This window comes from Aeromonas sp. 600886 (assembly GCF_049174935.1).
Classification (GTDB): domain Bacteria; phylum Pseudomonadota; class Gammaproteobacteria; order Enterobacterales; family Aeromonadaceae; genus Aeromonas; species Aeromonas veronii_A.
This window is the reverse complement of the sequence record NZ_JAAKUB010000010.1, coordinates 58,992-83,581: the sequence shown is the minus strand read 5'-3', so window position 1 is coordinate 83,581 and position 24,590 is coordinate 58,992. Positions and strand designations below refer to the sequence as shown.

Sequence of the window (24,590 nt, the reverse complement as noted above, 5' to 3'; positions counted from 1 at the left end):
ACGTGATGACCGAGGTCTTCATCGCCATTGGTTCCAACCTGTCTGATCCGCTGGGTCAGGCTCGTCGCGCCGTTGCCGCCCTGGCAAGGTTGCCGGAATCTGTGCTGGTGCAGGCCTCGTCGTTTTACAGCAGCCGCCCCATGGGGCCTGCTGACCAACCGGACTACGTCAATGCCGTGGTCCGGCTCAACACCCGGCTCGCACCCCTTGCGCTGCTGGATCAATTACAAAAAATCGAGCTGGAACAGGGACGTGTGCGCAAAGATGAGCGGTGGGGGCCGAGAACTCTGGATCTCGATCTGCTGCTCTATGGGGATCAGGTGATCAACCATGAGCGCCTGATCGTACCCCACTACGGCATGAAGGAGCGGGAGTTCGTGCTGCTGCCTCTTGCCGAAATTGCGCCTGCTCTGGTGCTGCCCTGCGGCACCCCGCTCGCCCGACTGGTTGCCCGCTGCCCGCACAATGATTTGGCCATCATTGCCCCGCGTGCAGACGTACAGGAGCCTCTATGAGCAAGATCACCACCGCCAGCCTGCTGAAGATGAAGCAGGAAGGTCAAAAGTTCACCGCCATCACCGCCTATGATGCCACCTTTGCCAAGCTGTTCGACGACGAGGGGGCCCACGTGCTGCTTATCGGCGATTCGCTGGGCATGGTGCTGCAAGGGGGTCAGGATACCCTGGCGGTCAACATGGATGAGATGGTCTATCACACCCGCTGTGTGGCGCGCGGTGCCAGCAAGGCACTGGTGGTCGCCGACATGCCGTTCATGAGCTACGCCACCCCCGAGCAGACTTACCAGAACGCTGCCCGCCTGATGGCGGCCGGTGCCCGCATGGTCAAGATGGAAGGGGGCGACTGGCTCTGTGACTCTATCCGTCACCTTACCCGCAACGGGGTGCCTGTGTGTGGTCACCTCGGTCTCACCCCGCAATCCGTTCATGTCTTTGGCGGCTTCAAGGTGCAGGGGCGTGACGAGTTTCAGGCGCAGGAGATCTACCGCCAGGCCCTCGAACTGCAAGCGGCCGGTATCCAGCTGCTGGTGCTCGAGTGTGTGCCCACTGCGCTGGCCGAGCGCATCACCAAGGCGCTTCGCATCCCGGTGATTGGCATTGGTGCCGGCCCCGCGACCGATGGTCAAATTTTGGTGATGCACGATGCCTTTGGCGTCACCTCTGGCTATGTGCCCAAGTTCACCAAGAACTTCCTGGCCGAGACCGGCGATGTGCGTGCCGCCATCCGCCTCTATGTCCAGCAGGTGAGCGAGGGGAGTTTCCCCGGCCCGGAGCACAGCTTCAACTGACCCTGGCAGTTGCATGATGGGGGCTGCGGCCCCCGTCTCTGCTTCTCAGCCTCGCACAGTTAACCCGTATAGCTAATCCGTATCTTATTGATTCATCTAAAGGTGAACTGCTGATAGCCATTTTCGTGCTTCATCCCGCCCGAGTGCTACCGGTAGATGCAACCCGTCTCTCTTTTTGATTTATCGGAAGGTGAACTGCTGATGTTGGTCGTAAATAATCCCGTCGTTCTGCGTGAGCAGATCAGCCAATGGCGCCGTGAAGGGCGTGCCATCGCATTCGTGCCCACCATGGGCAACCTGCATCAGGGCCACCTGACGCTGGTGAAAGAGGCGCACAGCCACGCCGAGAAAGTGGTGGTCAGCATCTTCGTCAACCCGATGCAGTTCGACAAGGCCGAGGATCTTGCCAACTACCCGCGCACTCTGGAGCAGGATTGCGCTGCGCTGGAAGCGGCCGGGGTCGATATGGTGTTCACCCCGACCCCGGAGATCATGTATCCGCAGGGGCTGGCCAGCCAGACCTTCGTCGAGGTGCCGGGTCTCTCCAATCTGCTGGAGGGGGCGCTGCGTCCGGGTCACTTCCGTGGGGTCAGCACCGTCGTTACCAAGCTGTTCAATCTGGTACAGCCGGATGTGGCCTGCTTTGGCCAGAAGGATTACCAGCAGCTGGCGCTTATTCGCAAGATGGTGGCCGACATGGCGATGCCCATCGAGATCGTCGGCGTGCCCACCGTGCGGGCCGAAGACGGGCTGGCACTCTCTTCCCGCAACGGCTACCTGACTGCCGCCGAGCGGGCCATTGCACCCGAGCTGGCGCGCACAATGAACTGGATCGCCGAGCAGATCGAAGCGGGTGATCACCACCTGCCCTCCTTGGTGGCGCAGGCCAGCCAGCGTCTCGACAACGCCGGTTTTCGTACCGATGCCATCGACATCGTCGATGCCGCCACCCTCGAATCCGCCACTGACGAGAGCGCGCAGCTGGTGATCCTGATGGCCGCTTATCTTGGCAAGGCCCGCCTTATCGACAATCAAGTGGTCACGCTGCAGCAAGCCTGAGCCCGCCACAACCAGGAGGACCCCATGTCCAAGAAGGTTTACTGCATTGCCCAATTCCTGCCCAAACCCGGTCAGGAGCAGGCCCTGTTTCAGGTGCTGCAGGCGCTCGAGCCCAACACCCTGCGTGAAGATGGTTGCCTGCAATATCGGGTGACCCGCCACATCGCCAGCCCGTTTGCCGAGGGGGAGAGTTTCCCCATCGTGTTCAACGAGATTTGGCAAGATATGGCCTCTTTCGAGGCGCACTGCCAGCGCGCGGAGATCAAGGCTTTCTTCGAGCGTTACTGTCTGGCGGAAGATGGTTTGGCCGCGAAGTGGAATGTCTGCGTCTATAGCGACGAACCCGAACAGTACGACGCCCCCGTAAAGAAGTAATACCCCCGATTGCCAGCGGGCGCCCTCTTGGGCGTCCGCTGCTTTTTCACGCCTGCACTCTCCTGCATTCCGGCGTTTTGTTCTGCGGCCCAGCCCGCATTTCCCTTCGTTTCTATCCACTTTCGGCCTGATGGCCGCTACAGGTATTCATGATGTTTGTCCTGATTGCATCGCTTGTTTTCTGTCTGTTCTGTTTTGCTCTTACCCGGTTGCCTACCGGTTTGCCGCTCTCGCGCAAGGTGCTTGCGGGTCTGCTGCTTGGCGCCCTGTTCGGGCTGGTTCTGCAACTGGGCTGGGGTGCCGATGATGCCGGCGTTCAGCAGACCCTGGAGTGGGTCAATATCATCGGCGGCGGCTATGTCAGCCTGCTCAAGGTGGTGATGATGCCGCTGGTGTTCACCTCCATCCTCTCCGCCATCAACAAGCTGGAGCAGGCCCAGTCTCTCGGCAAGATCAGCGCCGTGCTGATCGGCTCCATGCTGACTCTGGTGATGATCGCCGGTGTGGTGGGAATGACGGTGACCCACCTGAGCGGTCTCACCGCAGCCGGGTTGTTGAGCCACGGCAGCGACAGCGCAGCGCTGCAACAGAATATGAGCACCATCGACAGTGCCCAGACCCTGCCGGCTCTGCTGCTCTCGCTGGTGCCCACCAACTTTGCCGCCGATATGGCGGGTAGCCGCGGCCTCTCGGTGATCGGGGTGGTGATCTTCACCGTGCTGGCGGGGGTTGCCCTGCTGCAGTTGAAGGCGGAGCATCCAGAGACTGGTGCTCGCGCCGCCGTCGCCATCGACACCCTGCAACTGTGGGTGATGAAGATGGTGCGGGTGGTGATTGCGCTCACCCCCTATGGCGTGATGGCGCTGATCGCCCGGGTGGTGGCCCACTATCCCCTGAGCGAGATCCTCAGCCTGCTCGGCTTTATTCTGGTCTGCTATGTCGCCATTCTGGCGATGTTTGCGGTGCACATGGTGATCCTGCTGCTGATCGGTCAGAACCCGCTCCACTATCTGCGGGAAGTGTGGGGCGTGCTCACCTTCGCCTTTATCTCCCGCAGCAGCGCCGCCTCCATCCCGCTCAGCATCGAGACCCAGCAACGTCTTGGCGTGCCCGCCAGCATCGCCAACTTTGCCGCCTCGTTCGGTGCCAACCTCGGCCAGAACGGCTGCGCCGGCATCTATCCGGCCATGATGGTGGCGATGATTGCCCCCATGCTCGGCATCAACCCGTTTGATCCCCTGTTCCTGCTGACTCTGCTGCCGGTCATTGCGCTGGGCTCCATCGGGGTGGCTGGCGTCGGCGGTGGCGGCACTTTCGCTGCGCTTATCGTGCTCTCCACCCTCAACTTCCCCATCGCGCTGGTGGGGGTGATGATCGCCATTGAGCCGCTGGTGGACATGGGCCGTACCGCCCTCAACGTCAACGGCTCCATCATGGCGGCGATGATCACCAAGCGGTTGCTGGGCAAGCAACAGCTGGCCCAAGCGGAGCAGCCGCAGGTGCAGGCCGCCAGCTAACCCCGAGTGTTGCCCAATATGAAAGAAGCCCGCAGTTGCGGGCTTCTTTCATATCGGCTGTGTTGCCTTGTGAGCAAACGCGGTTACTCGGCAGAGACGGTGTAACCGGCCCCTTTCCAGGCAAAGATGCCGCCCGGCACCCGATAGACCTGCTGATAGCCCTGAGTCACCGCCCAGGCGGCGGCATTGTGGCTGCGGCCGCACTTGACGAAGCCGCAGTAGATCACCACCGGGCGGGACTTGTCTTCACCCAGCAGTGCCTGGAACTGTTCCGCCGTGCCGCTTCCCTCGACGATCTCGCTCCAGTTGTCACCAGCCTTGGCCTCTTTCACAAAGGCAAAGTTCTTGGCGCCCGGGATGTGCTCCTTCTTGTAGGAGTCCTCATAGGGCATGGTGTCGATGATCACCAGCTCCTCGCCCTTGTCCATCCGGGTCTTCAGCTCGGCCACGGTCAGCAGCTGATAGCCCCCCTGCTGCGCTTCCTGTGCCAGCTGTACAGCCGATTGTTCCAGCTTCACCTCCTGCTCGAACTGGTTGTCGCCACAGCCCGCGAGGGCAAAGCTGGCGGCGATCAGCGAGGCCAGCAGAGTGCGGGATCGCAATGTCATCATGTCACTACTCCTTTGGAACGGGAAAAACGGGGCGGGAAGTTCGCAGCAGGGCGCCCGCAAGCGTCAGTAGCAGCAGATCCCGCACAATGGCCTCCGGCAATGAGCTGAGATCAGCCCTGCCCAGACAGCCGCAAGAGATGTCGAGCCCGATGGCAACGCCATAGCCCAACACCGGAATAAACAGGGCGAGCAGCCCGATCACCAGCCAGAGCCCCCAGCGCTGGTTGGCGATCACCGCGAGGCCTGCGCAGAGCTCAAGGGCAATCAGCCCCCAGGCGGCAAACGGGATCAGCGGTGGCCAGATCAGTCCGAAGGCCGCGATCTGTTCGACAAACAGGGCGGAGGATATCAGCTTGAACCCGGCGGAGGCGAGGAAGAATCCCCCCAGCGCCAGATTGGCCAGCATGCGCAGATAAACGGCCATGGGAGAGCTCTTTATCATCCATGACTCCGACTGCCAGCCACAGGCGTTTGCTTCGCCATGTCCGGGCTATCGGCCGGATAGCGGGCCAGCTCCTGATAGTCGCCGTCCGCTTCGCAGCGAAAGACGGCAGCGGTTTCACCGTTCTGACACCACTGTTGCCACTCATCTGGCGGGCAGTGGAGGCGAATGGCGAGGCCACAGCCGGCGCTGAGCAGGCGCGGCACGTCGCAGACCCGAAACGACTGGTTGTGCTGCTCCAGCCGCTTGCGCAGTCTGACCGTGCCGAGGGTAGAGTGGAACAGGTAGAGAAACTCCTGATTCATGATTTGCCTCCCGTGCTGGCGCGCGCGCCGAACAGGGCGGCACCCAGCGCACCGGCAAACTGGGCATCCGGGTGGGTGGCCACTTCGCAGCCCAACCCTTCGGCCAGATAGTGGCGGAAGGTGGCGCAGTGGCTGACACCGCCGGTAAAGAGTACGCTCGGTCGGGCGCCGAGGCGGCCGATAAAGTTGGCACTGCGCCGGGCCATGGAGCGGACGATACCGGCCAGGATTGACTCGGCCGGAATGCCCGCCGAGCGCAGGCTGATAGCCTCCGATTCGGCAAACACGGTACACATGCTGCTGATGTCGTGGGGCTCGGCCCCTTGCAGCAGTTCGTCAAGCTGCTCGACCCGAGCACCCAGAGTGCGGGTGATCACCTCGAGAAAGCGACCGGTGCCGGCGGCGCACTTGTCGTTCATCAGAAAATCGGTGAGGTTGCCGTCGCTATCGAGCTGGATCACCTTGCTGTCCTGCCCGCCGATGTCGATGACGGTGTGTACCGATGGGCAGAGCAGGCGAGCGCCCAGCCCGTGGCAGGAGATCTCGGTGACTCGGCGATCGGCGAACGACGCCAGATCCCGGCCATAGCCGGTCAGCGTCAGATAAGGTCGTTGGGGCAAATCGGCCGAGAGCTCCTCCCAGCCTTGCTCGATGGCAGCCAGCGGACGAAAGGGGGTCGGCACCAGAAAACGGCGGACGATACGCCCGCCATCCCGGCTGTCGAACAGGATCCCCTTGGTCGCGGTGGAGCCCGAGTCAATCCCGATGGAGAGTGACACGGCGCCTCCTTACAGCATCTCGATAAAGGCGGCCAGCCGGGTCGCCAGTTGTCCCTTGTCGGCGCTGGAGTAGTCGGTCTCGACTGCCATGTAGGGGATACCGTGGCGTTCGCGCACATGGCGCTTGATGGCGAGCGACTCCACCGCATAGGTGTGGCAAGCCTGCAGGATCACATCGATCACTCCGTCCGCCTGATACTCCTCCACCATCTGGCTCAGCAGATTCATGCGCTGGTGGTTGGGAGAGATGCAGGAGCAGCCTATGGCCAGATACTTGTCGGTCAGCGCATCGAACGGGTTGCCCTCTTCGCTGACGCACTGCTCGGTCGCCTTGGCGCCGGTGCAGTTCTCGTAACCCACCACCCAGCCGCCGTGCTCCTCGATAAGGCGCACCACCTTGTCGGCCGCGCCGCCGATGGGGCAGCCGGTGATGAGGATGCGCGGGCGGGCATCAAGCCGCTTGCCTTCGGCATACTCGACCTTGATGCTGCGGGTCATCTCCTGCAGCTCGCTGATGAGCTGCTCCTTGTCGAAGCGGAAGGTTGCACCATAGACCACCTTGAGCAGGTCGGTACCGCTGAGTGCCGGCGGATTGAGCTGGCCCAGCCGGTAGAAATCGGCCAGCGCGCGGCGCTCGCGGTTTTTCAGCACGATGGCGTCTCGCAATGCCTGCTCGCTGATGGGCTTGCCGAACTGCTGCTCCAGCAACTCCTTGAAGCGGACGATTTCGCTGCGCCACAGGGTGCGGGAGGCCTCGTCATCGGCGCGGTTGGGCAACTGCATCACATGCACCGGTTTGAACTCGGCCATGTACTCGTACATCTTCTTCTTGCCGTCGCAGGTGGTTTCCCCTACCACCAGATCGGAGAAGTAGAAGTAGGGGCACTTGTCGGTCTTGCCGAACCCGTAGCTGCTCTTGATGAGCGGGCAGAGGTTGCGGGGCAGATCCTTTTCGGCCTCCTCGATGGTCTCGTCGCTGGTGGAGCAGAGCGATACCACCACGGCGCCGGCGGCTATCGCCACCTCCTGCGGCATAAAGGTGCAGTAGGTACCGATCAGGGGGATCTGTCGCTCCTTGAGTGCCATTACAGCCAGAAAGCCCTGCCGACGGGCATCTGAAAAACTATCGAATATGGCTGGCAACTCGGTGATAAGTGACATAGGCGATCCTGCCCTGATGAGAGAAATGAAGAGACGGACGGGCCATCCGTGACGGCACATCCAACCGCGAGAATTATACCTTTGGGGGTAATTCGAAAATTGCGGTGGATCACAAGGTGTCAGGTAACTCCTTAATGACAGGCTGGTTATTGGGAAGGGGGCTGGCAGGTTGAAGGGGCTACAGGGGGAATAAAAAACGGGCACCGCGAGGTGCCCGTTCTGGTCATCAGTGGCGCAGTCCGGTACCCCGGGAGATAAGCCACCAGGCGATACCGTAGAGGGCCACGATAAAGCCGATGATGATGAGGTAGGCGGTGCCGAGCGGCACGTCGGAGATGCCGAGGAAGCCGTAACGGAACGCGTTCACCATGTAGATGATGGGGTTCACTTGGGAGACACTCTGCCAGAAGGGGGGCAGCAGGCTGATGGAGTAGAACACTCCGCCCAGATAGGTGAGCGGCGTCAGCACGAAGGTGGGGATGATACTGATATCGTCGAAGGTCTTGGCAAACACCGCGTTGATGAGCCCCCCCAGCGAGAAGAGGATGGCGGTGAGCAGTACGGTGAAGCAGACGCTGAACAGATGGTGGACCTGCAGCGGCACGAAGAACAGCGACACCAGGGTGACGATAAGGCCGACACAGAGGCCGCGCGCCACGCCACCGCCCACGTAGCCGGCGATGATGACGTAGTTGGGCACCGGCGCCACCAGCATCTCCTCGATATTGCGCTGGAACTTGGCGCTGAAGAAGGAGGAGGCGACGTTGGAGTAGGAGTTGGTGATCACCGACATCATGATGAGGCCGGGCACGATGAACTCCATGTAGGTGAAGCCACCCATGTCACCGATGCGCGAACCGATCAGGTTGCCGAAGATGACGAAGTAGAGGCTCATGGTGATGGCCGGTGGCACCAAGGTCTGGATCCAGATCCGGGTAAAGCGGCTCACCTCTTTGGCCAGAATGCTCTTGAAGGCGATGTAATAGATGGCCAGATTCATGCTTTTCTCCCCTCTTCGACCAGATTGACGAACAGCTCTTCCAGCCGGTTGGCCTTGTTGCGCATGCTCACGACCTGCACCTGCTGGTTCGACAGCTGCTCGAACAGGCTGTTGAGTGACTGGCTCTTGTCGAGATCCACCTCAAGGGTGCGCTCATCCGGCATGCGGCCGTTGAACTCTGGCACCTCGGGTACGGCAGAACCTGGCGCAAGGTCGAGCAGGAAGGTCTCGCGACCCAGCTTGCCCAGCAGATTCTTCATGCTGGTGTTCTCGATCAGACGACCCTTGTCGATGATGCCGATGTTGCGGCAGAGCATCTCCGCCTCTTCCAGATAGTGGGTGGTGAGAATAATGGTGACACCCTGCTCGTTGAGATCTTTGAGGAAGGTCCACATGGAGCGGCGGATCTCGATATCGACCCCGGCGGTCGGTTCATCGAGGATCAGCAGCTTGGGCTCGTGCATCAGGGCGCGGGCGATCATCAGGCGACGCTTCATGCCGCCTGAGAGAGTGCGGGCTGGCATGTCGCGCTTCTCCCACAGATCGAGCTGGCGCAGGTACTTCTCGGCGCGGATCTTGGCTTCCGCCTTGGGCACGCCATAGAAACCGGCCTGATGGGTGACAATCTGGATCACCTTCTCGAACTGGCTGAAGTTGAACTCCTGCGGCACCAGTCCGAGCTGGGCCTTGGCCTGTTCGAGATCGCTGTCGATGTCGTAGCCAAACACCTTCACCTTGCCGGCGCTCTTGTTCACCAGCGAGCTGATGACGCCGATGGTGGTGGACTTGCCCGCGCCGTTCGGGCCGAGCAGGGCGAAGAAATCCCCCTGCCTGACGGTAAGATCGATGCCTTTAAGGGCTTCGACGCCCCCCTGATAGGTCTTTTTCAGGCCGCTGATTTCCAATGCGTTCATTGCAACCTCTGTGATGGTTGAATCCGGCTCGATACAGAAAAGGCGGCCAAGGCCGCCTGCACAGAGTAAAGGGCGCAAGACCGCTTCACCCGTGATATTCCTGAACCTGGCTTACTCCTGGGGTACCACTTTGCCGATAAACGGCAGGTTGCGGTACTTCTGGGCGTAGTCGATGCCACAGCCGACCACGAATTCGTCCGGAATGGCGAAGCCAATCCAGTCGACCGGCACCTGCACTTCGCGGCGGGAGGGTTTGTCCAGCAGGGTGCAGATGGCCAGGGATTTCGGCTCGCGCAGGGAGAGGATCTCGCGCACCTTGTTGAGGGTGTAACCGGTGTCGATGATGTCTTCCACGATCACCACATCCTTGCCCTTGATGTCATCGTCCAGGTCTTTGAGGATGCGGACGTCACGGGTGCTGTGCATGCCGGAGCCGTAGCTGGAGGCTGTCATGAAGTCCAGAGTGATGGGCAGCTGGCACTGGCGGCAGAGGTCGGCCAGGAAGATGCAGGAACCGCGCAGCAGCGCAATCATCACGACTTCGTCAGAACCCTGATAGCGGGCGGTGATCTCTTCACCCAATTTGGCGATCCGGGCGGCGATTTCAGCCTCGGAGATCATCACCTCGACGGTGTGTTTCATCACTTACTCCCATAAGGCCAAAGGGGATTTGGCCGTTCATGAATATCAAAACCGATGATTCTACCACTCATGTCGAAGGGTGCTAGAGATACGTGGTGCTTTTATCAGCTTATTTTAATTGATAGAGTTAGCAGGCACTCAGGCATGATTAGTTAAAATACTATAAACACCATAATCAATAACTATTAGATGATAAAAACTATGGAACCACGCGCAGAAATAAGACGTCGTACCCGGCTGTCGCCGGAAGCTCGTCGCTCCCAATTGATGGAATGTGCCATCGAGGTGTTCTCCCGTCGCGGCATTGGCCGTGCAGGTCACGCCGAGATAGCCGAACAGGCCAAGGTCTCTGTGGCTACCGTCTTCAACTATTTCAACACCCGCGAGGAGTTGGTAGATGAGGTGCTGGCCGAGATCGAACGCTTTGTGAACCAGATGCTGTCGCAGGCATACGGTGACCAGGGCTCCATTTTCGACAAGATCCAGCGTCATGTACGCCTCTCTGTCGATGCCGCCTACGATCAACCGGATTATGCCGGTATCTGGCTGGAGTGGAGCTCATCGGTTCGGGAAGAGGTATGGCCCCGCTATACCCGGCTGCTCGATCAGTGCCTTGAGCTGATCGCCAGCGAGCTGCAAACCGCCATGGATGCAGGGGAGATCACCAGCGTGCTGTCGGCACAGGATCTGGCCCGCTCTTTGACCGGTTTTGGCTATGTGATGATGCAGATGATCAATCAACCTCAGCGCCCGGCGCGCCAAGAGGTGACTGATTTCCTGTTCAAGTACGTGACTGCGCCAATTCAGGCTCGCTAACACGGCTTAACGAAAAAACGGCGTCACTCATTGAGTGGCGCCGTTTTTTTATGGCCGAATGTGGCGGTCACTTCACTGGTGGCCATAGCCCCAGCGGTGGGTCAGCTCATGCTCGACACCCAGATGATCGAGGATGCGGGCGACCATAAAGTCCACCAGATCGGCGATGCTTTTCGGCTCATGATAGAAACCGGGGGCGGCAGGCATGATGGTCACGCCAAGACGAGCCAGTTTCAGCATGTTCTCCAGATGGATCGCAGAGAAGGGGGTTTCGCGGGGCACCAGGATCAGCTGGCCGCGCTCCTTGATCACCACATCCGCCGCCCGCTCCAGCAGGTTGTCGGAGGTGCCGTTGGCAATGGCCGAGACGGTGCCCATGGAGCAGGGGCAGACCACCATCTGTTTGGGCGCGGCCGAGCCGGAGGCCACCGGCGAGAACCACTCTTCCTTGCCACAGGCGACTATCTGACCCTCTTTGGCGCCATATTGGCGACAAAGATAGGCTGAGAGCTCTTTCGGGGAGCCGGGCCAATCCTGCTGCTGCTCTGTCTTGAGTACCACACGAGCCGCCGATGAGGCGAGCAGGTAGACCCGATAGTCCGCCTGCACCAGACACTGGAGCAGGCGCAGGGCGTAGGGTGCGCCGGAGGCGCCGGTCAGCGCCAGGGTGATCGCTTTGTTCATAGTTCGCCGTGGTAATCCTTGAGGCGGGCGATCAGCTTGTCATGAATGCCACCGAAGCCGCCGTTGCTCATGATCAGAATATGGTCGCCATCGCGGCTCTCGGCCACCAGCCGGTTGATCAGGGTCTCCAGATCGTTGAATACCTTGGCCGGACGGGTCATATGGGCCGTCACCTCGCCGAGATCCCAGCCGATGTTGGGGGGTTGGAAGAAGAACACCTCGTCGGCGCCATCGAAGCAGCCAGCCAGCTCCTCCTTGTGAACCCCCAGCTTCATGGTGTTGGAGCGAGGCTCCAGCACCGCCAGAATACGGGCTTCTCCCACCTTGGCGCGCAGGCCGCCGAGAGTGGTCTCGATGGCGGTGGGGTGGTGGGCAAAGTCGTCATAGACACTGATGCCAGCCACCTCGCCTTTGAGCTCCATCCGCCGTTTGGGGGATTTGAATTGGCAGAGCGCCGCAATACCGTGCTCCACCATGACACCGGCATGGCGGGCGGCCGCGATGGCCATCAGACCGTTGTTGACGTTGTGTTCGCCGATGCACTCCCAGTGCACCTCGCCCTGTTTTTCGCCATCCAGCCACACCTCGAAGGCGGAGCCGTCGTCGGCCAGCTTGACCGCCTTCCACTTGGCGTCGTTCTGACCCACTAGCTCCACTTCGCTCCAGCAGCCCATCTTGCGTACGGCGGTGAGGTTGTCATCCGCTTGCGGGAACAGCACCCGGCCGTTGCTCGGCACGGTGCGCATCAGGTGGTGGAACTGGCGCTGGATAGCGGCGAGATCCGGGAAGATGTCCGCGTGGTCGAACTCCAGATTGTTCATCACCAGGGTGCGTGGATGGTAGTGGACGAACTTGGAGCGCTTGTCGAAGAAGGCGCAGTCATACTCGTCCGCTTCGATGACGAAGAAGGGGGCGGAGCCGAGACGGGCCGAGACCGGGAAGTTGCCCGGCACGCCGCCGATGAGGAAACCGGGCTCCAGCTTGGCATACTCCAGCACCCAGGCCAGCATGCTGGCGGTGGTGGTCTTGCCGTGGGTGCCGGCAACGGCCAGAACCCAGCGATCTTGCAGCACATGCTCCAGCAGCCACTGGGGGCCGGAGATGTAGGGCAGATTGCGATCCAGCACATATTCAACACAGGGGTTGCCACGGCTCATGGCGTTGCCAATCACCACCAGATCCGGCGCCGGATCGAGTTGGGAGGGGTCATAGCCTTCGGTCAGTTCGATGCCCTGTTGCTCGAGCTGGGTACTCATGGGGGGATAGACATTGGCATCCGAACCGGTCACCCGATAACCAAGCTGTTTTGCCAACACCGCCAGACCACCCATAAAGGTGCCGCAGATCCCGAGAATGTGAATATGCATACCGCTTCCTTTCGCAGTAAAGGGAAGTGGGCATTCTAGGGGGTGTTGCGGTGGTGGCACAAGCCGCACTCATGGTGAGAGGCCCACAGATGACGCACTGGAGGCAGAAATATTGTCGCTGTCGCGGTGTGCGAGGCTGGAGTGGGTTGTTGGGTTTTATTTGAGGCTTGATTTTGTGTCGCACTTTCTTACAATTCTTCGGTTTTGTGACGCACCCTACAGTTTTACGATATCGCCCTTTTCAAACGGAGAGTCCCCATGGGCAAGTTCCTGCTTTGCTATCTGGTCGGTGGTCTGGTGGCCATCAGTTGGGCTGCGCTGCCCGCTCATGGTCCCTGGGATCAGTGGGACCTCGCGATTTTTCATACCGTCAATGGCTGGCTCGGGCAGTCGGCGCTGTGGGCCGATCTGGTGGCCATCACTAATAACCGGCTGTTCGATCTGGCAGTACTGACCTGTATGGGGTTGATCCTGGCCCGCTGTTTCTTTGCCCGGGATTTGGCGGGGCGTCGCCAACTGGTGGCGATGGGCATTGTCATGCTGCTGAGTGCACTGGTGATCAACCAGCTTGGTCACCGATTGCCGGTGGAGCGACCCAGCCCGACCCTGATGGTGGCCGATGCGCTGCGGGTTACCCAGCTAAGCGGTATTCCGACCAAGGACTCTTCGGGCGATAGTTTCCCGGGGGATCATGCCCTGTTCCTGATGATCTTCGCGGGCTACGCCTTGCGTTATCTGCCGCGTTGGGCGGGTCTCACCGCATTGTTGATGGTGCCGCTCTTTTCCGCACCACGCATTCTGGCGGGCGCTCACTGGTTTACCGATGTCTACGTCGGCGCGCTTGGGCTGGCGACCCTCTGCCTGCCCTGGTTGCTGCTGACCCCCCTGGCGGATCGGCTGATTGGACGCATCGTTCCCTATCTCGCGCCATTACCACTATTACGTAGTCAGACTCACTGATTGAGTGCCACAAAATAAAACGCCCCGATATCTTGATATCGGGGCGTTTTGTTATCAGTCCGCTAGAGATCAGCTTTGATAGCCGTTCGGATTCTGGCTTTGCCAGCGCCAGGTATCGATCATCATCCGCTCCAGACCGCGCTCTGCCTGCCAGCCCAGCTCGGCACGGGCCAGCGTCGGCTCTGCCCAGCATTCGGCGATGTCGCCCGGGCGACGGGGTTTGATCTGGTAGGGAATGGGTCGGCCGCTGGCCGCTTCAAACGCCTTGACCATCTCCAGTACCGAGTAGCCTTGACCTGTGCCCAGGTTGTAGGTGAAGACGCCGGTGTCGCTCTTGATGCGTGCCAGTGCTTTCAGGTGACCGATGGCGAGATCCACCACATGGATGTAGTCGCGTACGCCGGTGCCATCCAGGGTCGGGTAGTCGTTGCCAAATACCCCCAGCTCCTTGAGCTTGCCGACACCCACCTGGCTGATATAGGGCAACAGGTTGTTGGGGATGCCGTTGGGATCTTCACCAATCAGGCCGCTCTCGTGGGCGCCGACCGGGTTGAAGTAACGCAGCAGTACGATAGCCCAGCGGGGATCGGATTTGGCGAGATCGCGCAGGATCTCCTCCACCATCAGCTTGGAGCGGCCGTAGGGGTTGGTGGCGCTGGTGGGGAAATCTTCCCGCAGCGGCACCGAGGCGGGATCGCCATAGACGGTGGCCGAGGAGCTGAATACCAGCCGGAAAACGCCAGCCTTGGCCATCTCTTCGCATAGCACCAGAGTGCCGCTGATGTTGTTCTGGTAGTAGGTGAGCGGGATCTGGCTCGACTCTCCGACCGCCTTGAGGCCGGCGAAGTGAATGACCGATTCGATCTGGTGGTTGGCAAACAGCTGCTGCAGGCAGGCTCTGTCCAGCACATCCCCTTCGACGAAGGTGACCGGCTTGCCGGTGATCTGCTCGACCCGCTTGAGTGACTCCGGTGAGGAGTTGGAGAGGTTGTCGAGTACCACGACCTGCTGCCCCGCGCCGAGCAGCTCAACCAGGGTGTGGGAGCCGATATAGCCGGCGCCGCCTGTGACCAGTATTGTCATTTTTTATCCCGTGTTCTGGTGAAACTGGGGCAGAGTCTAGCGCCCCTGTCTACTTGGGAAAAGATTGGGATACCGATAACGCGTTCACCGCACCTCACAGAAGCCTTCACCACACCTCAATAATCGAGACTAATATCCCCTTTCGCAGTGCAGGAGCATGCCAGAGCAATGCCGCTCTCCAGGTCCTGCGCACTCAGGGTCATCACGCTCTGGCGCTCGATGTCACCAGTGGTGGTGCAACGACAGCTGCCACATACCCCGGCGCGACAAGCCGCCATTATGGTTTCGCCCGCCGCTTCCAGCGCCGCCAGCAGGGTCTGACCCGGCAGGATCTTCACCTTTTTGCCACTTTTTTTCAGGGTCAGCCAGAAGTGGTCGCTGGTGGTCTTGATGGGCTCTGCGGGAGGAAGACCGAAGGACTCCTGATGCAGCTGCTCCGGCGGCAATCCCAGCTTCGTCAGCATGGTTCTGACCGCCGCCATATAGGGGGCCGGACCGCAGAGATAGACATGGCGTTCGTGAAGGTCTGGGGCCAATTCGGCCAGCATGGCTGGGGTGAGTCGGCCAATCCAGGGGTGATCTGCTGGGGCCTCTTCCAGAATCAGGGCATGACGTACGCCTGAATGAGCCGCTGCCAGCGTAGCCAAGTTCTCTGCGAAGATCACATCTGCTGGCGAGCGGGCGCTGTGAATAAAGCGGATATCGGCATCCGGCCGTTTGGCCAGCTCGTCCCGTAACATGGACCACATGGGGGTAATGCCGGAACCGGCACTGAGCAGCAGTGGCCGTTCGCAAGGCAAGGTGGTCAGGTTGAAATCGCCGAACGGACCATCGGCCCGGATCTTGTCTCCCACCTGCAAGGTCTGGTGCAGATGGCGAGAGACCCGTCCCACATCCTTGATGGTGACCTGCCAGCATGCATCCTGCGGGCTGGAGGAGAGGGTATAGGCGCGGCACTCCGGCTGGCCGTCTATCTCGGTGTGCAGGGTGATGCACTGGCCAGCCAGTACGGGTGGGAGGCTGCCGGAAAGCGGCGCCAGCTGCCAGCTCACGACGTCGTGGGTGCTCTGTTGGCGGCCAATGCAGGTGAGCGTGAGAGAGGTCATCACAAGGCTCCTTGGGTTTGATAAGGTTTGAAACGGTTTGAAAAACGTCTGGTGAAAAAGCCGGGTCCAGAAAAAAGGCGAGCCGGGCGGCTCGCCAAACGCTTACAACATGAGGTGCCGATCAGGCCGCCAGGATCTCGGCCAAGTCAGCCTCGGCCGTGGTGGTCCCTTTCAGACCGAACTGCTCTTCCAGCACCTTGAGCAGAGCCGGAGTGAGGAAGGCGGGGGCGGTCGGGCCGGTACGAATGTCCTTCACCCCGAGAGAGAGCAGGGTGAGCAGAATAACGATGGCTTTTTGCTCGAACCAGGAGAGCACCAGCGTCAGCGGCAGATCGTTGACACCGCACTCGAACGCCTCGGAGAGTGCCAGCGCCAACTGAATGGCGGAGTAGGCATCGTTGCACTGACCCACGTCCAGCAGACGCGGAATGCCGCCGATGTCGCCAAAGTCGAGCTTGTTGAACTTGTATTTGCCGCAGCCCAGGGTGAGCAGCAGGCTGTCGCGCGGTGCCGCCTTGGCAAACTCGGTGAAGTAGGCGCGCTCGGCCTTGTCGCCGTCACAGCCACCCACCAGGAAGAAGTGGCTGATCTCCCCGGCCTTGACCTTCTCGATCACCGCGGGTGCTGCCTGCATCAGAGCGTTGCGGGCAAAGCCGATGGTGATGAAGTGTTCGAGTTCGGTGTGTTTGAAGCCTTCCAGCGCTTGGGCCTTGGCGATCACGGCGGAGAAATCATCCCCCTCAAGATGGGTGACGCCCGGCCAGCCGACGATGGAGCGGGTGAAGATGCGGTCCGAGTAGTTGCCCACGTTCGGGTCGATGATGCAGTTGGAGGTCATCACCACCGCGCCCGGGAAGTTGGCAAACTCCTTCTGCTGGTTCTGCCAGGCGGATCCGTAGTTGCCCACCAGATGGGGGTACTGCTTGAAGAAGGGGTAGGCTAGCGCAGGCAGCATCTCACCATGGGTGTAGACATGGATACCGGTCCCCTTGGTCTGCTCCAGAATGAGCTTGAGATCCATCATGTCGTGGCCGGAGACCAGAATGCACTTGCCGGGGATCGGCGTGACCCTGACCCGGGTCGGTTCCGGGTGGCCGAAAGCACTGGTTTCACCGAGATCCAGCATCTCCATGATTTTGAAGTTGAGCTGACCGATCTCCATGGCACAGCTGAACAGCCGACCCATTTCGCTCGGATCTGTGCTGAGCCAGCTCATGATGCGGTGGAATTCGGCGGCCACCTCGTCACTCTGCTGATCCAGCACCCGGGCGTGCTCCATATAGGCGGCGGCGCCCTTGAGGCCGTAAAGACAGAGCAGACGCAGCCCCATGATGTCTTCGTTCACTTCGCTCTTGCCCCGATTGGGTGCGGCTGGTGCGGCATGGGCAAGTTGTTCCAGCAGTTCGGCACCGGGTTCGAAGTAAGCGGACTGTGGCAAATCGTTCACCTGCACCGCCATAGCGGTCAGACGATCGGCCAACTGCTGGCGATAGGCGAGGGCCTGATTGACGTAGGCCACGATGCGATTCGAGTCGAAGTTGACGTTGGTGAGGGTGGCGAAGAAGGCCTTGGGCACGAAGGCATCGATCTCGCGATCCATGATGCCCTGCTCGCGGGCGGCCAGCGCCCAGGCGCTGAGCCCCTGCAGGGTGTAGATCAGCACATCCTGCAGATCCGAGGTTTCAGCCGTCTTGCCGCACATACCTTGTGCGTAGGCACAGCCGTTGCCAGCCGGGGTACGAATTGTCTGTTCACATTGCACACAAAACATCATGCCTCTCCTAATTGGACATTTCAGTTGTCTGTTTTGTGGCGATTCTATTCCTCTCGCGGAAAACTTAATAGGCATTCAATTTGCCAATTAAGATTCCCTTGATGCAGATCAAAAACAAAAAAAGCCGCCCAAACAGGGCGGCAAGCGGGTGGATAAAAGGAGAGACAACTCAGGTTTGCAACAGAACATAACAATCAGACGGATTGGGCCGTGGTCTGGTCAGGAGCTTTCGGCCCGGAACTTACTCAACCCAGCATACGTACGCTGTAGTCGGCTTGGTTCACTATCAGGCCAGATAAGCGCGCAGCATCCAGACCAGTTTTTCCTGCTGCTGCACATAGTCGGAGAGGATGGAGGCAGTGCCCTCATCACCAGCTTCGGCTGCTTGACCCAGAATACGGCGCTGGGCGACCAGCAGTTCGCGGAAGCTCTCCAGCAGGGATTCGACACAGGCGCGGCCATCGTGCAGCCCTTTTTGCTCCGGGATGGCAGAGACTTTCAGATAGTCGCTGAAGCTGTGCATTGGCACGCCATCCAGAGTCAGGATCCGCTCGGCCAGTGCATCGACTTTCAACAGCAGGTCGTTGTAAATCTCTTCAAATTTCAGGTGCAGTTCGAAGAACTGGTTGCCACGGATATTCCAGTGGAAGCCGCGCACGTTCATGTAGAGGATCTGGTAGCTGGCCAGCAATTTGTTCAACTCGGCTGCCAGGGCTTGTGATTGAGCAGTATCAAGACCAATCGGGCTTTTCATCATTCACCTCCAGATTTGGAAATCGGTTTGAAATTCTCTTTCGGAACGCAGTCAGAGTAACGCCTTGCAAAATGCAGGGACAATTGCTTGTGCCTAACTGTTTGATAGCTAAAGGCTATCAAACAGTACGCAGCAACAGGGGCAATGGATGAGTATTAGGGGAAGTATTTTTCGAGCAGCGCCATCAGGATGGCCTGACACTCGCGGTCCGGTTTGCTATCGACCCTGCTGGCGCGAAAGTGGAGCTGAAAGGCGCCCATGACGGCGCGGCTCTGCTCATCCCACTGGCCAGTCTGGGGCAGGCCATAGCCATAGCGGGCCAGTTGCTGTTGCCACATGGCTGCATCCCAATCGGGCAAGGGGCTGGCCAGTAACTCGGCCACCCGACCTTCATCTGGCCAGGCGCCGACTCCGTACGTCAGATAGAGCTGGCGCCAGGGGAAGTGAGGGCCGGGATCCTGCTTGCGCTCGGGAGCGACATCGCTGTGGCCCAGCACCTGGGTCGGTGGAATCTGGTAGCGGGCGGCCAGCTCCCGGCTGAGGGCGCCGACGGCGGCAATCTGCTGCGGGGTATAGGGTTGCCAGCGGCGGGCATCGGGGGCCAGCGGCTCATCTTCTGCTGGATAGCCGAGGTTGACGATCTCGATGCCAAGGGAGCTGGCATTGAGCCCGGCATATTGGTGCCAACGGCTGCGTCCGGCATGCCAGGCGCGCGCGCTGTCCGGCACCAGCTGATAGACCGGTAGCGGGGTCTCGTGGCTGTTGCGGGGGATCAGGTAGTGGGCGCTCACCTTGTGCTCCGGCTCGGTCAGCAGGCGCAAGGAGTTGGCATCATCTTCGTCGGTGTAGTGGAGGATCAGAAAGGCGATCCGCTCGTTCTGGTTGGCGCTCTGATAGCGGGTCGAGAGCTGGTACTCGGACGGGGTACAACCACCCAGCAGCAGAACCAGTGGCAGAAAGAAGAGGGGAAGAAGACAGCGCCAGCGCCATCCCCCTGCCGCAGCTAGGCTGCTGAACGTGGGAGGTGTGAGTCGCTGGCACATGTCGAAGGCCCAGTCTGGTCAGTCGCGCGGCTGGTCAGCCGCGGTATTTGGCCGTGAGGCCGATCAGGAAGTTGCGCAGGATCTGATCCCCGCAATCCTGATAGTGCTTGTGATCCTTGGAGCGGAACAGGGCACTGAGCTCGGACTTGGAGAGGTTGAAGTCGGCGAGCTTGAGGGTGCCGAGCATGTCCTCTTCCTTGAAGTTGAGACCGATGCGCAGCTTGCGCAGGATCATGTTGTTGTTGATCCGGTTCGGGATCACCTGGGCCGGTGCATCTTCCCGCACACCGCGGCGGGCGATGATGAAACCGTCGAGGAACTGGCTCAGGGCCGAGTCGGGACAGGCGACATAGCCTGCCTCTTGCTCTTCACCTTCCGCTGCCTCTTTCATCAACCAGCTGTGCAGCTGGGCGTGAGTGACCGTCAGGTTGCCCTTGGCAAACATCTCGACCATCTGGTCGTTGCTGATGGTGAGGGCGTAGCGCAGACGGCGCAGAATATCGTTGTTGGTCATGCTGACTCCTGTGTAAACGGCGCAACTTTACCATCTGGCGGCCCTCGCGTCAGAAAAAGCGGGGGCCGATACAGTTCAGGTCAAGCTCATCAAGCTTTGCCGAGATAGCGGGGCGCCTCCTGGCGCACCAGTTCCAGCGCATCTTGCAGCTCCAGCAGCTCGGGTTCCAGCTCGCTGACCGGCACGCCGTCACGCAGCTGTTGCTCCAGCTGGGAGAGCAGCCGTTGCAGCCCCGGCACCCCGGAATAGGCACAGCCGCCGTTGAGGCGATGGAGCTGGGCCAGCACCTCGCTATCTTCAATTTCGCCCGCCAACGCGCTATCCAGCACAGGTTCCACCTCCTCGAAACTGGCCAGCAGCATGGTCAGCATCTCTCTGGCGAGATGCTCTTTCCCCGCCGCCTGCCGCACCGCAAGTGCCCAGTCGATCTGTTGGGCACCATTATTCTGGTGACGGCGATGGGCAAAGTCGGTGATGAGCTGGGCCAGCATGCTCTCGTCGATGGGCTTGGCCAGATAGTCGTCCATCCCCTGCCGGATCAGCCGTTCCCGTTCTCCGGGGATGGCGTGGGCGGTCACCGCCACGATCGGGGTGGTGGTGTTGAGGGACTGGTTGCGGATCGCCTGGGTGGCGCTGATGCCATCCATGATCGGCATCTGGATATCCATGAAGATGATGTCGAACGGCTGGCTCTGTGCCTGTTTGACCGCCTCCTTGCCGTTTTTGCACACCACCACCTGACTCACCATCTCCTTGAGCATGGCGGCGATCAACTTGAGGTTGGCGGCGTTGTCATCCACCGCCAGCACCTTGATTGGCTGCAACTGGCGCGGCGCAGGTTGCGCAGGCAGCTTCTGGCGGCTCGATTCCGGCGAGAGCAGGGCGTGCAGCAGCTTGCGGTGGTTGACCGGTTTGGAGAGACAGTGCTGGGCACCATGGGCCAGCATAGCTTCATAGAGCGCCGGCTCGTGGCTGCTGAGCAGCACTATGGTGTTCTGCTGCTGGCCGTGCAGTTTGTCGAGACGGCCGAGCACTTGCTGCGGCGTATGCAGGGTGCTGCTGCCGATGATCACCATCTCCTGCTCGCTCATCTCGGGCCAGGGATCATCGCTGGTCAGTGGGTGCACATCGAGGCGCCACTCCGCCAGCAGGGCGAGCAGAGAGGCTTGCGCGAAGGGATCCGGTTCCAGCAGCCAGAGCCGTTTGCCACGGATCCGATCCAGCGGCAATTGATCGGTCTGGGGCAGGGGGGAGACCTCTACATCCAGACTGAAGGAGAAGATGGAGCCCTTGCCAAGCTCCGATTCAAAGCGGATCTGGCCGCCCATCTGCTGCACCAGCTTCTGGGTAATGACAAGGCCTAAACCCGTGCCGCCATAACGGCGGGAGATGGAGGAGTCGGCCTGATTGAAGGCCTGGAACAGCTGATGTTGCTGCTCCTGGGAGATACCGATGCCGGTATCGCGGATCTGGACGTTGAGCCTCACCTTGTGGTTGCCACTGCCGGTCTGCTCGATATGGACATCCACGTTGCCCTGCTCGGTGAACTTGATGGCGTTGCCGGTGAGGTTGGTCAGCACCTGTTGCAGACGCATGGGGTCGCCGGTGAGGTAGTCCGGCACATCGGCATCCACCCGCAAGGAGAGCTCCAGCTGCTTGTCGTGGGCGCTGGGGCCGAGCAGGTGCATGGTCTCGTTGAGGGTGTCGCGCAGGCTGAACGGGATATGCTCCAGCTGCAGCTTGCCCGCTTCCAGCTTCGAGAAGTCGAGGATGTCGTTGATGATGCCAAGCAGGTTGCGCGCCGACTTCTCGATGGTCTGCATGTAGTCGGTCTGGCTCGGGGTCAGGCTGGTTTTCAGCAACTGGCGGGTAAAACCGATGACCCCGTTGAGCGGGGTACGCAATTCGTGGGACATGTTGGCCAGAAACTCCGACTTGACCCGCGCGGCCTCTTGCGCCCGCTTCTTGGCCATGTCGAGTTCGACGTTCTGGATCTCGATCTGCTCCAGGGTTTCGCGCAGGTCAGAGGTTGCCTGATCGATATTCTGCTGCATCTCTTCGTGATATTCGGAGAGCGCCTTGGCCATGGCGTTGATGCCGTTTTTCAGCATATCCAGCTCGCCGGTGAGCTGGCCGCTGACCCGGGTATCGAGCCGCCCCTCCCGGATCTTGTGCACCGCCTGCACCATGTTGGTGATGGGCTGGGTCACGCTCTTGACCAGCCGGAAACCAAACAGGGTACTGAATGCGACCCCGATGAGCACCATGATCACCGCAAAGAAGGTATCGCGGTACTGCAGCAGCATGGCCCGATCGGTCGCCATCTGCATCGAGATGTAGCCGATCATCGGCGGCTCTACATCGCTGGGCAGCGGGAAGCCATCCAGACTGGTTTCAGCCTGGATCGGGGTGCGCAAAATGATGTCGTCCCCCTGAAACGTCACGCTGGTCAGATCCGGAATGGGCTCGCCATCGGGCAGCCTGAGTCGGGTGAAATCCCGGTGATAGTTCGAGGTAACGAACAGCTGGTTGTCCTGGGTGAAGACAGCGATGGACTTGATGAAGGGGGAGTTCTTGCGATGGGTCAGGCCAATCAGCCGCTTGAGGGATTCTCGGCTGTGCTGGGTCATCCCGTATTCACTGGCGATCGCCAGCGGTTCGATAATGTTGATCCCCTGATCAATGAGATTGTTTTCCAGCTGCTGGTAGCGGTGGAAGGTGAAGTAACCGGCCATCAGGCCACCGATGATCAGGGTTGGCAGGATGGTGAAGGCGAGAACGCGTGCTCTCAGGCCATATTTGGTCATACGAACAGGCCACCAGTGAACAGGGTTGGCGATAGGGTTGATGGCAATACACGGGCTCTGTGGCCGTATTTGGTCATACTATTATTCTTGTGGGACAATACCCGGCAGCAGATTCCACAATCATGACATAGCCACCTATAGGCACCAAGTTTTATGGCCCAGTTTTTCAAGCCCCAAAAGAAGTCCACCCAGCTCCAACGCATTGAATTTACGATAGACACCCTCGATCACCACTGCGTCGGTATCGGTCGCCATCAGGGCAAGGCGATCTTCGTCGAAGGGGCTCTGCCCGGCGAGACCGTCAAGGCACGCATCACCGAAGAGAAAAAGCAGTATGGTCACGCCGCCTTGCAGCAGGTGGTGACCCCGGCGGCCAACCGTATCGCCCCCTTCTGCAGCCACTATCGCGAGTGCGGCGGTTGCAGTGCCCAGCACATGTCGGTTGCCGATCAGCAAGCCGCCAAGGCGGCGGGACTGGTCAGCCTGTTCGAGCGGTTGGGCAACATCAAGGCGCCGGCGCTGGAGCCGGTACTGACCGGTGAAGATCGCGCCTACCGCCGGGTCTGTCGTCTGGCCATCAAATTTGACAAGAATGGTCGCTGCACCCGGGTCGGTTTCCGCCGCCGCAACAGCAACGATCTGGTGGAGATCGACAGTTGCCCTGTGCTGGCCGAACCGCTCTCTGCGCTGATTGCCCCGCTGCGTGAATGCCTCAATCGCCTCAAGAGCCAGCGCGAGCTGGGCCATGCGGAGCTTATCCAGGCCGAGCAGGGGATCATGATGCTGCTGCGCCACATCGGCCGCCCCAATGAGGCGGATCGCGCCCTGCTGGTGGCGTTTGCAAAAGCGCAGGGGATCGACCTCTATCTGCAAGCGGCCGATGATCGCATCGAAGCGCTGCAGCAACAATTTTCCCCATCCTATTCGCTGGATGGCCTGTCTCTTGCATTTGCTCCGGGTGACTTCATTCAGGTCAACGGCCCCATCAACCAGAGCATGGTTGAGCAGGCGCTGACATGGCTCGGGGCGAGCAAGGATGACAAGGTGCTCGATCTCTTCTGCGGTATCGGCAACTTCACCCTGCCGCTGGCCCGTCAGGCTCGCGAAGTGGTGGGTGTGGAAGGTGAACTGGCCATGGTGCAGCGGGCCGAAGAGAACGCCCGTCGCAACGGCATCAGCAATGCCCGTTTCTACAAAGCCGACCTGAGCGATGACATCGTCGGCATGTCCTGGGCGCGGGAAGGGTTTGATCTGGTGCTGCTGGATCCGGCTCGCCCCGGCGCGTTGGAAGTGATGGGACACGTCGTGAAACTTTCACCCAAGAGGGTGGTCTACGTCTCCTGTAACCCGGTCACCCTGGCACGGGACAGTCAGGTGCTGGTGAAAGGGGGTTACCGTCTGGTGCGCCTCGGCATGCTCGACATGTTCCCTCACACCGGTCATCTGGAGTCCATGGCGCTGTTTGAACGGGAGTAAATGACTCATCAGTTCGGCGATGCCGGATAGGTCATCCGGCATGTTCGTTACTCTTTGAGCAGGTGTGTATATGAAGTAATCCTGCTCATCAGTAC

Annotated in this window: 25 protein-coding genes; 8 read left to right on the top strand and 17 right to left on the bottom strand. The window is 60.3% G+C overall.

Going from position 1 to position 24,590, the window contains the following annotated elements:
• Positions 1–5 precede the first annotated feature (5 nt).
• From folK to G5179_RS10005, 5 genes are all read left to right on the top strand, one after another.
• The gene (gene folK, locus G5179_RS10025) at positions 6–515 is read left to right on the top strand and encodes a 2-amino-4-hydroxy-6-hydroxymethyldihydropteridine diphosphokinase (protein WP_216980231.1); all 510 of its coding nucleotides are present in this window, start codon (positions 6–8) and stop codon (positions 513–515) included.
• Positions 512–1,306 carry a 3-methyl-2-oxobutanoate hydroxymethyltransferase gene (panB, locus tag G5179_RS10020; protein WP_128815565.1) on the top strand — a complete coding sequence of 265 codons (795 nt, stop codon included), beginning with the start codon at positions 512–514 and terminating at the stop codon, positions 1,304–1,306. Before folK ends, panB begins: the two co-directional genes overlap by 4 nt.
• A 201-nt stretch (positions 1,307–1,507) precedes the next feature.
• Positions 1,508–2,365, top strand: coding sequence for a pantoate--beta-alanine ligase (gene panC / locus G5179_RS10015; RefSeq protein ID WP_005335639.1), 858 nt, complete (start codon positions 1,508–1,510; stop codon positions 2,363–2,365).
• Between the two features lie 24 nt (positions 2,366–2,389).
• Positions 2,390–2,740 carry a putative quinol monooxygenase gene (locus tag G5179_RS10010; RefSeq protein ID WP_005335638.1) on the top strand — a complete coding sequence of 117 codons (351 nt, stop codon included), beginning with the start codon at positions 2,390–2,392 and terminating at the stop codon, positions 2,738–2,740.
• 152 nt (positions 2,741–2,892) lie between these two features.
• Positions 2,893–4,257, top strand: coding sequence for a cation:dicarboxylate symporter family transporter (locus tag G5179_RS10005; protein ID WP_421258312.1), 1,365 nt, complete (start codon positions 2,893–2,895; stop codon positions 4,255–4,257).
• 83 nt (positions 4,258–4,340) lie between these two features.
• On the opposite strand, the gene G5179_RS10000 is transcribed toward G5179_RS10005, so the two are convergent.
• The 8 genes from G5179_RS10000 to hpt form a co-directional block, all read right to left on the bottom strand.
• Positions 4,341–4,868, bottom strand: a complete 528-nt coding sequence (locus G5179_RS10000) for a rhodanese-like domain-containing protein (protein WP_421258295.1) — start codon at positions 4,866–4,868, stop codon at positions 4,341–4,343.
• Positions 4,869–4,872: 4 nt separating this feature from the next.
• Positions 4,873–5,292: a MauE/DoxX family redox-associated membrane protein gene (locus tag G5179_RS09995; protein WP_421258294.1), complete on the bottom strand. Its 420-nt coding sequence runs from the start codon at positions 5,290–5,292 to the stop codon at positions 4,873–4,875.
• A 14-nt stretch (positions 5,293–5,306) separates the two neighbouring features.
• Positions 5,307–5,615, bottom strand: coding sequence for a DUF3343 domain-containing protein (locus tag G5179_RS09990; protein ID WP_421258293.1), 309 nt, complete (start codon positions 5,613–5,615; stop codon positions 5,307–5,309).
• The gene (locus G5179_RS09985) at positions 5,612–6,394 is read right to left on the bottom strand and encodes an acyl-CoA dehydratase activase (protein ID WP_320545803.1); all 783 of its coding nucleotides are present in this window, start codon (positions 6,392–6,394) and stop codon (positions 5,612–5,614) included. Before G5179_RS09985 ends, G5179_RS09990 begins: the two co-directional genes overlap by 4 nt.
• 9 nt (positions 6,395–6,403) lie before the next feature.
• Positions 6,404–7,555, bottom strand: coding sequence for a double-cubane-cluster-containing anaerobic reductase (locus G5179_RS09980; RefSeq protein WP_337073495.1), 1,152 nt, complete (start codon positions 7,553–7,555; stop codon positions 6,404–6,406).
• 226 nt (positions 7,556–7,781) lie between these two features.
• Entirely contained in the window at positions 7,782–8,555 is a 774-nt protein-coding gene (locus G5179_RS09975; RefSeq protein WP_421258292.1) for an ABC transporter permease, read from the bottom strand.
• A complete protein-coding gene (locus tag G5179_RS09970; RefSeq protein WP_005354634.1) occupies positions 8,552–9,469 on the bottom strand; it encodes an ABC transporter ATP-binding protein in 918 nt (305 codons plus the stop codon). The genes G5179_RS09975 and G5179_RS09970 overlap by 4 nt, the downstream gene beginning before the upstream one ends.
• Before the next feature lie 111 nt (positions 9,470–9,580).
• Positions 9,581–10,111 (bottom strand): hypoxanthine phosphoribosyltransferase, encoded by a 531-nt coding sequence (hpt, locus tag G5179_RS09965; RefSeq protein WP_368166394.1) that lies wholly within the window; start codon positions 10,109–10,111, stop codon positions 9,581–9,583.
• A 201-nt stretch (positions 10,112–10,312) separates the two neighbouring features.
• Between hpt and G5179_RS09960 the strand changes: the two genes are divergently transcribed.
• Positions 10,313–10,927: a TetR/AcrR family transcriptional regulator gene (locus G5179_RS09960; protein ID WP_005362858.1), complete on the top strand. Its 615-nt coding sequence runs from the start codon at positions 10,313–10,315 to the stop codon at positions 10,925–10,927.
• Positions 10,928–10,999: 72 nt separating this feature from the next.
• Here G5179_RS09960 and G5179_RS09955 read toward each other — a convergent pair whose 3' ends face one another.
• On the bottom strand, positions 11,000–11,611 hold the full coding sequence (locus tag G5179_RS09955; protein WP_042052375.1) for a flavin prenyltransferase UbiX: 612 nt from the start codon (positions 11,609–11,611) through the stop codon (positions 11,000–11,002).
• Positions 11,608–12,978 (bottom strand): UDP-N-acetylmuramate:L-alanyl-gamma-D-glutamyl-meso-diaminopimelate ligase, encoded by a 1,371-nt coding sequence (gene mpl / locus G5179_RS09950; RefSeq protein ID WP_118854605.1) that lies wholly within the window; start codon positions 12,976–12,978, stop codon positions 11,608–11,610. Before mpl ends, G5179_RS09955 begins: the two co-directional genes overlap by 4 nt.
• Positions 12,979–13,236: 258 nt before the next feature.
• Between mpl and G5179_RS09945 the strand changes: the two genes are divergently transcribed.
• Entirely contained in the window at positions 13,237–13,938 is a 702-nt protein-coding gene (locus tag G5179_RS09945; protein WP_421258291.1) for a phosphatase PAP2 family protein, read from the top strand.
• Between the two features lie 69 nt (positions 13,939–14,007).
• Here the strand turns inward: G5179_RS09945 and galE are convergent, their stop codons facing one another.
• The 7 genes from galE to barA all read right to left on the bottom strand — a co-directional run bounded on the left by galE (position 14,008) and on the right by barA (position 23,019).
• A complete protein-coding gene (galE, locus tag G5179_RS09940) occupies positions 14,008–15,021 on the bottom strand; it encodes a UDP-glucose 4-epimerase GalE (protein WP_421258290.1) in 1,014 nt (337 codons plus the stop codon).
• Positions 15,022–15,137: 116 nt separating this feature from the next.
• Positions 15,138–16,127 (bottom strand): FAD-binding oxidoreductase, encoded by a 990-nt coding sequence (locus G5179_RS09935; RefSeq protein ID WP_421258289.1) that lies wholly within the window; start codon positions 16,125–16,127, stop codon positions 15,138–15,140.
• Positions 16,128–16,248: 121 nt separating this feature from the next.
• Positions 16,249–17,898, bottom strand: a complete 1,650-nt coding sequence (gene hcp, locus G5179_RS09930) for a hydroxylamine reductase (protein WP_216949340.1) — start codon at positions 17,896–17,898, stop codon at positions 16,249–16,251.
• A gap of 289 nt (positions 17,899–18,187) precedes the next feature.
• Positions 18,188–18,655 (bottom strand): Dps family protein, encoded by a 468-nt coding sequence (locus G5179_RS09925; RefSeq protein ID WP_021229540.1) that lies wholly within the window; start codon positions 18,653–18,655, stop codon positions 18,188–18,190.
• Between the two features lie 155 nt (positions 18,656–18,810).
• A complete protein-coding gene (locus G5179_RS09920; protein ID WP_266135262.1) occupies positions 18,811–19,698 on the bottom strand; it encodes an N-acetylmuramoyl-L-alanine amidase in 888 nt (295 codons plus the stop codon).
• A 34-nt stretch (positions 19,699–19,732) separates the two neighbouring features.
• Positions 19,733–20,212, bottom strand: coding sequence for a DUF1456 family protein (locus G5179_RS09915; RefSeq protein ID WP_005335594.1), 480 nt, complete (start codon positions 20,210–20,212; stop codon positions 19,733–19,735).
• Positions 20,213–20,301: 89 nt separating this feature from the next.
• Positions 20,302–23,019 (bottom strand): two-component sensor histidine kinase BarA, encoded by a 2,718-nt coding sequence (gene barA, locus G5179_RS09910; RefSeq protein ID WP_421258288.1) that lies wholly within the window; start codon positions 23,017–23,019, stop codon positions 20,302–20,304.
• 153 nt (positions 23,020–23,172) lie between these two features.
• Here barA and rlmD point away from each other — a divergent pair, with 153 nt between their 5' ends.
• Positions 23,173–24,495, top strand: a complete 1,323-nt coding sequence (gene rlmD / locus G5179_RS09905; RefSeq protein WP_270905591.1) for a 23S rRNA (uracil(1939)-C(5))-methyltransferase RlmD — start codon at positions 23,173–23,175, stop codon at positions 24,493–24,495.
• Positions 24,496–24,590 lie beyond the last annotated feature (95 nt).